Annotated in this window: 15 protein-coding genes and 3 pseudogenes; 7 read left to right on the forward strand and 11 right to left on the reverse strand. The window is 38.8% G+C overall.

The window, feature by feature from the left end; all coding sequences use genetic code 11:
• Positions 1-7 precede the first annotated feature (7 nt).
• The 6 genes from trsD to mobQ form a co-directional block, all read right to left on the reverse strand.
• Complete coding sequence (gene trsD, locus AC6H04_RS08185) at positions 8-667, reverse strand: TrsD/TraD family conjugative transfer protein (protein WP_060599177.1); 660 nt, start codon at positions 665-667, stop codon at positions 8-10.
• A complete protein-coding gene (locus AC6H04_RS08190) occupies positions 636-998 on the reverse strand; it encodes a hypothetical protein (protein WP_060599176.1) in 363 nt (120 codons plus the stop codon). The genes trsD and AC6H04_RS08190 overlap by 32 nt, the downstream gene beginning before the upstream one ends.
• Before the next feature lie 20 nt (positions 999-1018).
• The gene (locus tag AC6H04_RS08195; protein ID WP_089109993.1) at positions 1019-1354 is read right to left on the reverse strand and encodes a CagC family type IV secretion system protein; all 336 of its coding nucleotides are present in this window, start codon (positions 1352-1354) and stop codon (positions 1019-1021) included.
• 1 nt (position 1355) lies between these two features.
• The gene (locus tag AC6H04_RS08200) at positions 1356-1970 is read right to left on the reverse strand and encodes a hypothetical protein (RefSeq protein WP_072540917.1); all 615 of its coding nucleotides are present in this window, start codon (positions 1968-1970) and stop codon (positions 1356-1358) included.
• A gap of 35 nt (positions 1971-2005) precedes the next feature.
• The gene (locus AC6H04_RS08205; protein WP_089109992.1) at positions 2006-2320 is read right to left on the reverse strand and encodes a hypothetical protein; all 315 of its coding nucleotides are present in this window, start codon (positions 2318-2320) and stop codon (positions 2006-2008) included.
• A gap of 81 nt (positions 2321-2401) precedes the next feature.
• A complete protein-coding gene (mobQ, locus tag AC6H04_RS08210) occupies positions 2402-4462 on the reverse strand; it encodes a MobQ family relaxase (protein ID WP_497571212.1) in 2061 nt (686 codons plus the stop codon).
• 251 nt (positions 4463-4713) lie between these two features.
• On the opposite strand from mobQ, the gene AC6H04_RS08215 reads away from it, so the two are divergent.
• Positions 4714-4941, forward strand: a complete 228-nt coding sequence (locus AC6H04_RS08215) for a hypothetical protein (protein WP_003555660.1) — start codon at positions 4714-4716, stop codon at positions 4939-4941.
• A 22-nt stretch (positions 4942-4963) separates the two neighbouring features.
• Positions 4964-5242 (forward strand): hypothetical protein, encoded by a 279-nt coding sequence (locus AC6H04_RS08220; RefSeq protein ID WP_089109990.1) that lies wholly within the window; start codon positions 4964-4966, stop codon positions 5240-5242.
• Here the strand turns inward: AC6H04_RS08220 and AC6H04_RS08225 are convergent.
• The 3 genes and pseudogenes from AC6H04_RS08225 to AC6H04_RS08235 all read right to left on the reverse strand — a co-directional run.
• Positions 5232-5738 (reverse strand): annotated as a pseudogene (locus AC6H04_RS08225) (hypothetical protein). The gene AC6H04_RS08220 and the pseudogene AC6H04_RS08225 overlap by 11 nt on opposite strands.
• On the reverse strand, positions 5728-6009 hold the full coding sequence (locus AC6H04_RS08230; RefSeq protein WP_002819873.1) for a type II toxin-antitoxin system RelB/DinJ family antitoxin: 282 nt from the start codon (positions 6007-6009) through the stop codon (positions 5728-5730). Before AC6H04_RS08230 ends, AC6H04_RS08225 begins: the two are co-directional and overlap by 11 nt.
• A gap of 250 nt (positions 6010-6259) precedes the next feature.
• Positions 6260-6601, reverse strand: a pseudogene (locus AC6H04_RS08235) (replication initiator protein A); the annotation flags it as partial.
• 1443 nt (positions 6602-8044) lie between these two features.
• Here AC6H04_RS08235 and prgP point away from each other — a divergent pair.
• Entirely contained in the window at positions 8045-8950 is a 906-nt protein-coding gene (gene prgP, locus AC6H04_RS08240; RefSeq protein WP_060416927.1) for a ParA superfamily DNA segregation protein PrgP, read from the forward strand.
• Complete coding sequence (prgO, locus tag AC6H04_RS08245) at positions 8928-9203, forward strand: DNA segregation protein PrgO (protein WP_060416928.1); 276 nt, start codon at positions 8928-8930, stop codon at positions 9201-9203. The genes prgP and prgO overlap by 23 nt, the downstream gene beginning before the upstream one ends.
• A 161-nt stretch (positions 9204-9364) precedes the next feature.
• Here prgO and AC6H04_RS08250 read toward each other — a convergent pair whose 3' ends face one another.
• The gene (locus AC6H04_RS08250) at positions 9365-9556 is read right to left on the reverse strand and encodes a hypothetical protein (RefSeq protein WP_087717425.1); all 192 of its coding nucleotides are present in this window, start codon (positions 9554-9556) and stop codon (positions 9365-9367) included.
• A gap of 43 nt (positions 9557-9599) precedes the next feature.
• Positions 9600-10976, reverse strand: coding sequence for an FAD-dependent oxidoreductase (locus AC6H04_RS08255; protein ID WP_497571213.1), 1377 nt, complete (start codon positions 10974-10976; stop codon positions 9600-9602).
• A 216-nt stretch (positions 10977-11192) separates the two neighbouring features.
• On the opposite strand from AC6H04_RS08255, the pseudogene AC6H04_RS08260 reads away from it, so the two are divergent.
• From AC6H04_RS08260 to AC6H04_RS08270, 3 genes and pseudogenes are all read left to right on the forward strand, one after another.
• Positions 11193-11810 (forward strand): annotated as a pseudogene (locus AC6H04_RS08260) (IS30 family transposase); the annotation flags it as partial.
• A gap of 232 nt (positions 11811-12042) precedes the next feature.
• Positions 12043-12261 carry a DUF2188 domain-containing protein gene (locus AC6H04_RS08265; RefSeq protein WP_010579558.1) on the forward strand — a complete coding sequence of 73 codons (219 nt, stop codon included), beginning with the start codon at positions 12043-12045 and terminating at the stop codon, positions 12259-12261.
• On the forward strand, positions 12261-12437 hold the full coding sequence (locus AC6H04_RS08270) for a hypothetical protein (protein WP_154590010.1): 177 nt from the start codon (positions 12261-12263) through the stop codon (positions 12435-12437). The genes AC6H04_RS08265 and AC6H04_RS08270 overlap by 1 nt, the downstream gene beginning before the upstream one ends.
• Positions 12438-12659: the final 222 nt, after the last annotated feature.

Raw genomic sequence — 12659 nt, forward strand, 5'->3', positions numbered from 1 at the left:
CTCCCTCCTATCCATTGAAATTAATCAGGTTCTTTAAAATTTCTTGGACTTCTTGACTAGTCAGCACTTTGGCCGTCACATCAAAGTCCGTTAACGCATTTTCAATATCTCGTTTAACCTGTTCGATCTTTTCGTCTAAATGAGTGACGGCTAAGTTTAAGCTTTTAACGCTTTTGTCCTTAATCGGCACCTTAACGATTAGCAGATGTTGCTTCGTCGTCATGTTTTTGGATTCCTGGACTTTAGTAAAGTGGTCCAAATAACTGGCGATTAATTGAATTTTGAACTGTTGCTCGGGGTGATCTTTTTGTAGTGCGAGATACCGCCGTTTGAGACCATTGAGATAAGCCGTCATATTGACGGGAATCGTTGGCTCTAAGAACTGCAACGTGTCATCAACGCCTTCACCCAACGTACTCATCAGAAACGCGCCATAGTCCTCAAAGACGTCCTGTTGTTCGGTTTCATTAAGTAGATCAAGGTTGATCCCACTAACTCCCAAAATGCCAACGAGATTACCCGTTTTGGTAACTTCGTAATTACCATACATACCCACCACCAAGCTCATGTCATCAATGGTCTCTTTGCCACCATTGATTTTAGGCGGTTGGTAATCCCAATCGAGTTTCGCTGATTTATTGGCGGTTTTGCTCTTCTTCAAACGCATTTAGTTCACCTCGCTTCTTCGGTTTTAAATAAAACAGTTTTTGGCTATTGGCATAGCGGCGTTTCAACTTAAAGTTATCCCGCACTTTAATATTCTTCCGCGCCGCAACTGGCCTAATTGTTAAAATAGCCATGACAATCGTCATGGCTAAGACAACAATCACTATTTTTATCAGGACTAAAATCAGACCATAGGGTGGGATCGCAATAAAGATCAATCCCACTAGTCCTGCCAGTCCCGCTACGCCAAAATCCTTTAAGGTGTAGTCTTTCCAAATGCCGTAGTCTTTATCAACGTTTTCTGGGAAGATGAACTCTTTACCTTTCTTCATTTGGCAGGCCCCTTTTTAAATTAAGTGAATAGACTGTAAACCCAAGGTAATAGCCAGATAATTGCTGCCGCTAAGGCCACTAAACCAGCCACCCGACCAACCGCGTGATAAACCTCTGATTTCTCTCGCGGATCATCTGCGTCAGGCATTCTTTTGATAATAATAAATAGCGCCACACAAATCCCAACTAACACGACCAACCCGGTTAAAATACCTTGAATCGTCTTCCCAGCGCTGGTTAGCTTACTTTTAACTTCGCCACCGTCTGCGGCAAAGACAACCTGGGCGTTCATCAAGCCCAAGTAAATTGCGGTGGCACTACTGACTGTTAGCGCTTTCATTCTGTTGAATTTCATGTTATTCCTCCTTTCCATCGTCTTCTTGTGACCGTAACTGAACTGACTCTGCTTGCGTTTGCTCGGGTTCACGCTTGTAGAACTTATCCAATTGTTCCTCGGCAATTTGCTGGCTTGGTAATGGATCGGTTGCTAAGTTAACCCGCCCATTTTGGCTGGTAGCTAAGTAATATTCTTTTTCCGATTGGCCTAACTCTTGGGTTTCTAAGATGTGCAAGTTATGTTCGTATCGACCTAAAGCGTTATCGACTTCTAACCCATAGAAACCCAAAAAGCCTTCTAAAAAGCTTTCTCCAAAAAAAGCCATTTCATTTTTGATCTGCTTATATTGATGAGTGGGCTTTTCGCTCACCAGTTGCTCGACTTTTTTAGCATTGTGGCTATCTTGATGACGATTAAACCAACCGCTAAGTTTTATTGGCTCAATTTTAAATTGTCGTTTAACTGTCTTTTTAATCATGGCTTGCCGAGCTTCATCAATTGGTCGTCCATCACTTGCCAACCGCGCTTGCAATTGCTTCTGATCCGCTAATTCTTGGTCATCATCAACCACAATGGCTTTTTGATCATCATGAACTAACTTACCTTTAATGCCTTGCCAGCTTTCAACTTTCATTGCCTCACCTCCTTTATTGCATAATCAGGTCAAAGTCATAAAGGTGCTAGACTACCCCTAACCCGCCCTGTAAAATGGATTATTAGGAGGGTGACACCTAGAATTGCGACTTCTAGGTGCTGATCCCCGTTAGCACTGCTATTGCTGACGAGGACGCCCTCTTTTTTTATATGCTTCTTAATCCATACTATGCCTTCATCAGATATTAACTTGGTTTTCCCAGAACCAAGCATTAATTCTTCCGGAAATTCTTCTTTATGTCTGCCCAGCCAAGCACTAACATAATTGCGTCCATGTCCTAGTTCACGACTTGCTTGTGCTAAACTGTGCCATTTTTGTTTGTTTGTCACATGCGGATTCTCCTTTCTTTAATTTAGCCTTAGTTTAACACTTAAATGGGTGCATTGATACTATTTTATTTTACATTTTGATTACAAGTGCATTCCGCCATCTTCATGCCGGTTTCTCGTTTGATGTTGCCGCTGTTTCTTGGTCATTTCCCACTCGGTCTCTTTTAGCCCTCTCAACTGTTGTTTTCTTAGATAATCTGAGTTTTTGGCATATAAGATGGTTATTAAAGTTTCATCCAAAATGTTAGTTAGGTAATTTTTAGGGCTGGTCTGGTGGTAATTAATGGCTTGATAGTGTTTAACTTGCTCTTGCTTATATTGGTCAAACAGAGTTGCTTGCTGTTTCAAGCGGGTTTGCACGGCTTCAATTTGTTTGTGATTCAACTTAGGATCTTGCTCACATTCACCAAGAAATAGTTGGCGGGTACCATCGTGTTTTAAGACCCGTTGTAAGCGATGATCTTTGATGTCCTGCAATTCGATTTTACCTAATAAGTAATTTAACCCCGCCTGATGTTGCTGATTAGTAAAGACCACAGGTGGTTGGTGTTGTAATTGTCTAAGGTCATCTACACTCAATGGCTTTAATTCTGGATCATAATAAACCACGGCTGTATAGATTTGTTCCTTGTCAATCGTATCTAACTTATCTAAGTCACTGTCAGGAAAAGCCGTCATTAAAATACTGTTGTATTGGGTTTGAACCACATCTTTAACTTCCCTAATGACCCGTAAATCTTTAATCGCTTTAGAAATGAATTCAAGCTCATTAGGTTGATAATCGGCTAGCATGCCCCGATCAGTATGCTTCAAATCGTCCAATTGGTGTCCATGTTTGGCTAGTACCGCGGTTAATTGCTTCTCAATTGTCTGGGCTTGCTGATTGACTAGCTGCCAGCTCGTATATGGACGTTTGGTAAACGTTAATAATTGCTGGGTCAGTAAGTCGTTTCGAATATCCGCTAACCGTTCAGTCAATTCACTATCTTTAAAAATGGTTTGTTCGCTATTGGTTTCTTTGATTAATTCACGCCTTTGTGCCAGTGTGGTCTGCTCAAAATCAACTGTTGGATAGAGTTTTTTAGTTGCTCGATCAACCACTTTATTTAGCAATTGGTTAGCTTGTGCTAACGACATGCTCTGCTGATCAATCGTGAGTAATTTTTGAGCCACATCTTCGCCAATCACGTGTTTAATTAAGAGGCTATTTTTCCAATTGAATAGCATACGTTCTTTATCATCTAGGTGTTCCAAGTCCACATAGGTTTTCAGTTGCTGACTTAGATCACGAATTGTGTGTTTTTCGGAGAAAGAAAGCTCACCGGTCAAGGCGTCAAAATGTTCATGATTTCTAATCTTTTGATCAAGATTATGATACTTTGCTTGCGCCTTTCTTTGCTCTTCAACTTGCTGGTTAAATGCTTTTCGCTCGTGTCGTTTGCTATTGATTCCTTCGTGCTGGGTTGGTGTATCATCTATTCCCTGCTCAATAAATGATTTTTCACTGATCCGATCCGGAATATTTTTTTGCTCTAAAACTTGATTAACACTAGCCGCCCAATTGTGCCGCCATTCAGTTATTTTTTCTTTTTTATCCCAATCAACTAGCCAAATTTTCCTTTGTTTTGGAAACCCACTTTTGGTTAAAAGTTGTTTGCCATTTGCATCTTTAATGTACTTCGTTTTTGCTTTAAGTCCCCAAGAACCATCTGGGTTAAAGGGACGGTTCGTTAACATGACATGGGCGTGCGGATTATCTGGGTGATCGCGGTGAATTGCGACATCAGCCACCATACCTTGATCAACAAAGTTTTCTTGCACGTATTTAGTCAATAATGCTTTCTGTTCATCTTCGCTTAGTTCAACCGGTAAGGCGACGTTAAACTCTTTAGCGTAGCGTGAGTTTGATTTTCGATCTTTCTTTTCAACCCCGTTCCATAATTTCTGCCTGTCATTTGCCCATTTTGGCGCATTTTTTGGGGTTAAGATAAAGCTTTCTGGTATAACTGAACGGGCATAAAAATAGCTTCGTCCTTCTTTATCATCAAATAGTTTTTCACCACTTCGATAGGCGGAACTGGCAATTGCGCTCCGGCCTTTACCAGCACTAATATTACTAAAACTCATATGAAAAATTGCCATGTCGATCACCATCTTTCTTTGGGTTTTGGGGTTTGATTTTGTTGTCGCCAACGGCGACTTCTAATACAGGTTTTAATGGGTTATCACAACATAGAATTAATTCTATGTGTAAGTGCGCATTGGCCTCGTTTCACTCGGTCTTCTGATTCTCTTAACTTTAACTTAGTGTATGCCTTCCGCTTCGCTATTTCAAATTTTATACTTTGACTTAACGTTTCTTATATGATATAGTCTCGGTGATTATTTCTAATATGATTGGAGGGATCGTTATGTCTCAAAGTAACTTAGAAAAACAAGAAGCTAAATTAAAAGCCCTTAATCAAAAAATTAAGGACGAAAAAAATAAGATTGAACAACGGCTAGGTAAACAAATCATCAGTCAAGCCAATTTAGATTATGCTAATTTGTCTAACGATCAGATTAAGCTTTTAGCCAAGCAATTTTCTGAATTTTTAAAGGTAAAGTCCGTAGATCATTAGCCATACGAGATGGGGAAATTCCATGTCTAATCAATATGAAAAACTAGTCGCGCAGCAAGCGCGTTTAAAACAAAAAATTGATCGGGAAGATTTTAAATTACGCCAATCTAAATACTATGAAAATCGGCAAGCCCGCAAAGCCCGTTCTCGCCGATTAATTCAAAAAGGGGCTTTATTAGAAAAGTACTTTCAAGCTAATAACCTCTCGGTCGAACAAACCGAAGAACTTTTAAAAACATTTGCTGACTATGTTAACGCCCATAAACCGGATAAATTAAAAAACGATCAACCTAATAACTAGGCCGATCGTTTTTATTTTCAGGATTGTTTTTTGGCTTAATTTCTGGATTGTGTTTAGCAAAGTCTTTTAACTGTTTTTAAATTCTTTGTGTAAGCTCTGCTTTACTTTCTTTGTTCTTCCTTTTACTTGATCGCTGTTGAATTATCTTTTGACCCTTACCTCTTCTTTTTGATTTTAGGTCAAGCGTAAAATCTGAAATTTTATTTTGATCTAGCTTACTTAAATGACCGATTTCTTTAAAGTTTAAACCGGCTTTGGGAAAGCGATAAATATTACCAAGATCGACCCAGGAAGGTTTCTTCAACCCAGCGGATTGCCAATCTTGAATCGGATAATATTGTTGCTTGATATAAGCCGACTTCTTTTCATACTGACTAGTAATTTTAAAAGCCTCGACCGTCTGTTCTAATACCCGACGAATTAAAACTGGTCGAGACTTGCCACCGTTAGTTTCTACAAAACTAACGTATAGGCTGACTAAGTCATTAGTCCTCATCTGGATCGTTGAGCCAATCAGCGACCTCTTTAGCGTCTTTGAACTCGGTGACTGGTGTCCCTTCGGTCGCCTTTAAAAAGCGTAAATTAGCTCTTTCTTCTTCGCTTAAAGACGCATTAAAAGGTAAAGCACCATTAGCAACAATCCGCTTGTAAAACATGTTAATGGCCGTGGTTGGATTTAAGCCCAATTCGCTTAAAACTGCTTCGGTATCATCGGCCAAATCTTTATCAATCTTGACTTGGACCCGTTTCTTTTCCTTAACTGCCATGATTGTCTCATCTCCTGTCTTTTGCTACTACCATTATACTACCTTTTGAGTACCTTATCAATAGATAAAGCCCTGGCCTCAAATCACTTGAGCTTGGCGTTGATCTAAAGGCTGAATTTTTGAGCTGGGTAGCTCTGGCACTCATTTAAAAGCCCCTATTCTTCTGTTTAAGCCATTTAAATCTAGCTTAAGCATAAAGATGTTAGTAAGTCTTAAAACCGCTTATAAAGGATTTTGCAGCCTTTTAGGACTAGTAGTACAACCCACTGTTATCGTTGTCGGCCGACTTTTCTTCTTCGGGGTGTTTGGCCGCATATTCTCTAGCCGCTTGTTTATTCCACCAAACACCAAATAGGTTTTGCATGGTGCCGTACAGGTAATTTTCCACGTTCTTGATGTGCTTCTCATTACTTCTTAGGACGTTAAAGTAGCGTCTCAAGGCTTTAGTCATTAGCGGTTTAAGTTCTTCATCATCAAGTGGGATTATGACGCCAATATCTTTGTGATCTTTCTCAACTCGGTACTTAGCATTTAAGATAATGCCAATGAAGCGCCGCATTTGTTGCGGGGTACGGCACCAAAAACTAAGCAGTCATGTTACAGCACCCAAGTAAAAGCTACGAAGATAAAAAACATTCATCCTCAAAATATGTAACCTAGAAAAAAGGCCTCCAGTGTTAAACCGGGAGCCTTTTTTAGTATACCAATTTCTACTTCACATAAGGCGGCTTATCCCAAGTAACCCCCAGCTATCCCGATACTTCCACATTCCGTTATTTTCCGTTTGTGAAACCACCTTAAAAAGAAGTGGTCTAGGTCTTAGATTGGCTTTAATTGGGGAAACTGTCTTTGTGAAATTCACTTAGTTTTTTCCTAGACCATTCCATCAAATCGAATAGTCTCATTCTTTGTATTAACTAGAAACTGACCCACATTTCCTTGGTACTTCACCAATACTCTGAATGAATACTTGTAATTTACACGGGTATATCGAATACCTACAATCTTTCCTTCATACCCTTGGCTATGCAAGACTCTCTTTACTTGATTCCTTTGCCGACTCGTAATCCTGACTGAACTTCGGTAGATTATTCTCTTATTAAGTTCATCAGGATTCAAGGGAACAATGTAATCCTTACATTTCAACAATTCCACCAACTTTCTTTGGAATTTGTCTTGACGGGTTACGGTTTTCCATTCAGTTTAGAGGGAGTGACGTTTTGAGCGCAGAATTGTTCCCTGGAAACAGCTATTTGAAATAACTGAACCAGAGTACAATTCTGCTAACTAAAAGTTTCCCCTTAGTTCGTCGGTCGTTAACGCCCGTCGCTTGTCTGTACAATTGCGGTATTGCTACCACCACTCATCATAAACCTACGTTTTCGGTTTAGCCTACTAAAAAACGCCCTAGTAGGCGTTGATGATACGTATTTATTTTTGTTCGATCACCAACTAATCAATGGCACCAAGCCGAAGCTTCATTTTACCACCCGCGCCGTTAATGGTCGCGCTCACCATTCACCACCCAGCCGTACAGATGACCTTGTTGTGGTATAGCCAGACTTATTGAAGTCGCACTGGCAAACGTGTCCCCTTGGATTTAGACCCCAGCTTGTCCCCTAGGGCTTTAAAAATCGCACCGGCCATGTTATAATAGTCGTTAAACAATATGACTTTTATGTGTGGCGCTCACCAATTCCAGTTGGTGGGTGTTTTTTTATGTTCTGTTTTAATTGCACAACTAATAATAGACGCTTTTATGCCAATTGTAAAGGCAAATCGTAAAAGTCTCCTTTTTCAAAATGTTTAAAAGGAGACTAGTACACTAGGATAAAAGGAGACAAGGAGACTAGTGTACTAGTGCCCCTTTTATACAAAAACAGGTCTATATTTAACAGCTTTATGCTTTTATCTCCTAATCTCTTAGTGTATAAGGAGACAAGGGGATTAGTACACTAGTACACTAGTCTCCTTAATTTGTTTTATTTAATGTAAAAGTGTACTATTGCATTAAATACATAAGTGAGGTGTCCAAATGGGATATGTTATTGTAAACGCTCAGCAAAAGGGCGGCGTTGGAAAAACAACCGATACTGTCATGGAAGCTGTTGTTGCCTCTTCATTTTACAACAAAAAAGTTTTAGTTATAGATACCGATTTGCAGGGAAATGCAACACAGTTCTTAGCTAAAACATTTCAAGTTTTGACATTTAATCAATCATTCATGAGCTGTATAGAAGATGGTTCCTTAGAAAAAGGGATTGTTTCTCTTTCTGATAACTTGGATTTAATTGGCTCCGATTACGACACAAGAAAATTTGGAGATTTCCTTGATAATAAATTTTCCAGTATAAGTGATCGAACTTTTTATCTTAGCAAGCTAGTAAACAAAATAAAAGATAGATATGACTACATATTTATCGACGTTCCTCCTTCGACAGATATTAAAGTTGACAACGCCATGGTATGTGCTGATTACATTATCGTTATTCAGGAAACACAACAATTTGCTTTCGATGGGTCTAAACGTCTTGTCTTAACATATCTTCAAACATTAGCAGACGATTTTGGGGATAAAGTTCATTTTCAAGTTGCCGGAATACTTCCAGTCTTGCTACAGGCTAAACGTCCGCTTCATCAAAGAATCGTAAAAGAAACAATTGAATATTTTGGAAAAGACAATGTATTCAATAATATTGTAAATAACCATGCGAGATTGGAGTGGTATGCAGCTCAGGGAATTCAGTTTGAAGATTACCATGACAAGCGCGTTTGGGGACTATTTGCTGATATATTCTCTGAACTGGAATTAAGAATCAAGTCCTTTGAAAATACAGGAGATATAGAAAATTTCACTTATGCTCATCAGTTTATAACTGGTAACAAGCTTACAAGCAAAGGAAAGGCGATGACTGTCAGTGGCTTTGATCAAGCGAAATAATAATCAGCAGGTTACCATTCAAAAAAAAGCTAACGTTTCAAGAGATTTAGACGCTTCTAAATATAAGAGCTATCAGCGGAAGACACTGAAGGTTGATCCTCCAGTTTACGAATTAGTAAAAACAATTTCTTACGTAACAGATGTGAAAATGTATGATCTCGTTCGTGAGATGGCAAATATTTATCTAGAGAAAAATGTAGATGTCCGTGACCGTGAAAATATAATTCGAATGATAAACCAAAAAGGAGAATAGGAGATTAGTCTCCTATTCTCTCAGACGACACGTTCACTTTTTAGACGTATACTTGTCCGTTTAAATGAAGCAGAATGTACACAAAAAAGGCCACCCACCTCGTAATGAGATGAGTGGTCATTTGGTTGTGTCAATCTTGAAGGATTAACTTAATCCTAGCACTATTTACTTTTGAGTTCACGTACATCGCCTTCAACATTGTCTAGGCGTTCGTTGATAACCTTATGCTCACTTCTACTAGCAATAAAGTCTTCACGTAGGGTAGTTTGCGAATCAAACAACCGTTCAATTCGCTGGCTGCTATCCTTCATACTTTGGGCAATGTCTTGCAGCCGATCCGTAAAAGGTTTCATGATAGATTGTAAACAGCAAGCTGTAAGTGATCTTTAAAATTTTTTATTTTGTAAACTCAAGTTCACCAAGAGCATGTTGGGCTGCTAAATTCAATAGGCTCCACTGTCGGTCAAAGCCTGGTTGGAAGAAAAAGTCAGCTTCGGCCAAATCTTCCAATTTTAATCCTTGTTGGATGGCTAATGAAATAACATTACCTTGGGCAGTGATATCATAAGTTGACAATACAGCACCACCTAATAGTTGATGCGTGTTTGGATTGTAATCTAGCTCTACGTAGACCTCTGTATTTCCCTTCTCCATAGGAACATAAGCTGGACGCAAAGTGTCTTTGTAAAAGGATGTGTGAATTTCAATATCGGCCTTTTGGGCTGTGGTCATATTCAGACCTGATGTGGCAAAGTGATAGTCGAAAACACTTAATGCTGATGAGCCAACTACTCCTGAAAATGGTATAGATGGTGTGTTCTCAAAGATGTGTTCCGCTACATAACGGGCTTCGCGCCGGGCAACCGTGGCTAAAGCTATCGGCATGTCCTTCTGGGCAGGAATTGAATAGGCCAATACCGCATCACCTATGGCGTAGACATCAGGCAGATTAGTTCTCAAATCTTTGTCAGTTTTAATCCACCCGCGCTTATCTAGTTCAACCGTTCCCCTTAACCAATCAGTATTAGGCTTTACTCCAGCAGCTTGAATTATCAAGTCACTCGGATATTCTGCATCGCTTGTCTTAACAGCAGAAACTGCTTCAAGACCTTCATAGCTTTCGATCTTAGCACCAGTGACAACTTGAACTCCCTTGTTGGTCAATTCTTTTGATAAGATATCTGTTAATTCAGTATCTAGATAGTTACCCAAAGGCCGATTAATCATATCGATTAATGTAACATTTTTGCCAGCTTTGATGCTGGCCTCGGCAGCTTCAATCCCAATGTAACCCGCGCCAATAACAGTAATATTTTTGACATTTGGGTCAGATAATTTTGCTTTGATCTTCTCTGCCCAATCCTTGCCGCGCATTGAATAAACGTTTTTTAGTTCATGACCAGGAACTGGTAAATTGTTTGGAGTGACGCCTGAGCTTAAAATTAATTTATCATAGTCATAGCTCTGTATTTTACCGGATTTTAAGTCTTTTACGATAACTTGCTTATTCTCTGGATTTATTTTTGTCACTTCATGATTGGCGTATACTTCTGTCCCAAGTTTTTCGAGATCTGCAGGTTTAAAATTACGGACATCATTAACATTCGTTACGCTGTTTTCTAAATATAGTTCCATACCACAGGACATGAAAGAAATAAAATCTCCTGCTTCGAATAGTTTAATATCTAGGTCTGAGTATTTGTGAGTAAGTTCCAGAACTGACTGATGGCCGCCGTGCGATGCACCAACAACAATAACTTTTGTCTTCGACATAAAAAATATAGCCTCCTAATAGATTGGTGAAAAACAATGAGGTGAGTCTACTTACAAAAATGATCCAATTACAGTTTAGAATCATTCTAAAACAAAGTCAATGGATTTTAATTAAAAGGTAGATTGTAAAATTAATCCGAACGCTGTTCGGACAAAAAAGATCAGCTTCCTTTAAAATGGTGTTTACCACAAACCCATCTTTTAGGAGCTGATCTTTTGTCTAGTATAACCTATTCCGAACGAATTAAAATCGAAACCTTTTGTGAACTAGGGCTGTCCAATATCCAAATGGGCGTTCGGCTGAACCGATCACCGTCAACAATTTCTTATGAATTATCTCGATGTCAACCTTATCAGGCTGAATTAGCACAAACAGATGCCGAATACAAGCGATCACGATGTGGTCGGAAAACTAAGCTGAGCGATGAGTTAAAGCAAAAAATTCTCAACCATTTACGTCTAAGCTGGTCACCAGGAATGATTGCTCACGAATTTAAACTAGCGACTAAATCTATTTATAATTGGCTAAATCAGGGGAGAATTGGTTTCTCCTTGAATGATCTACCTGAACATGGCGTACGCCAACGATCCAAATATGATCAATCTTTGGGGCGATCAATTGAACAGCGTCCCATGCTGATTAATCAACGTAATCGCATCGGCGATTTTGAACTAAATACAGTCGTTGGTCCTCGTGGGCATAGTAAGGCAGTTTTATTAACTTTAATCGATCGCAAATCACGGTTCCTTTGGGCATACCGGTTAAAAGATCGGACGACAGCGACTGTTAATGAAGCACTAACTAAGTTCCTAACCACTTTTAATGAGAGCGTAAAATATCATCATAATTCAATGTCTAGTTCGAAATTTATAATTAGAAACCTTTTTGGGGCAAATTACATGGATACTATTTCTTAGTTAAAATATGAGTCTAGTGACTATCGGTTGAAACTAAAGCAACTTTTTTGACAACGCTTACCAACATGCTGTAATCTTATTTAATATATAACAAATAATCTATATACTCTTTTCCATATCTAAAATCATATGAATGGAGGTTATTGAAATGCCTTGGAATGAACAAAATTACCCACCATCAATGAAAAATTTGAAAAAAGTGGTTCGAAAAAAAGCTATTGAGATCGCAAATGCGCTTAAAGAAAAAAATTATGACGATAAGCGGGCCATTTCAATTGCTACGGAACAAGCGGAAAAATGGTATCAACATCGCTCTGATTTAAAAGACGACACTCCATTCAAGAAGAATTTAAGGAGGCATAGCTAATGATATCACTTTTGGAAAAACACCCAAACAAAATTACTCCTCATATACCAATAGAAAAGCCTAAAAAGCAATTACCACAAAGATTTCCAGTAAAGACTCCACCTGAAACTCCCCAAATAAATCCAGAAAAAATATACCCTGAAAAACAACCTGAAGAGCCGGTTAGGCGTGATTAATAAGCCGTTTATGTTAGATTACAAATTCCAATTTGAAGGGGGCCACATAAATCAGAGTGCATTCCTATGAGGCATACTAAATACAATATTGGAGACTACGTTTTAAATTGCAAATAATTCGGATTAAATTTGTAATCTACCTTAATCTATTTCGTTTAGTATCCTTTACTATATATAATAAGGAGGTCTCTAATGCTAGTTTTTCTGTCAACATCATTCATA

It is taken from the genome of Secundilactobacillus sp. MJ173, assembly GCF_059704265.1.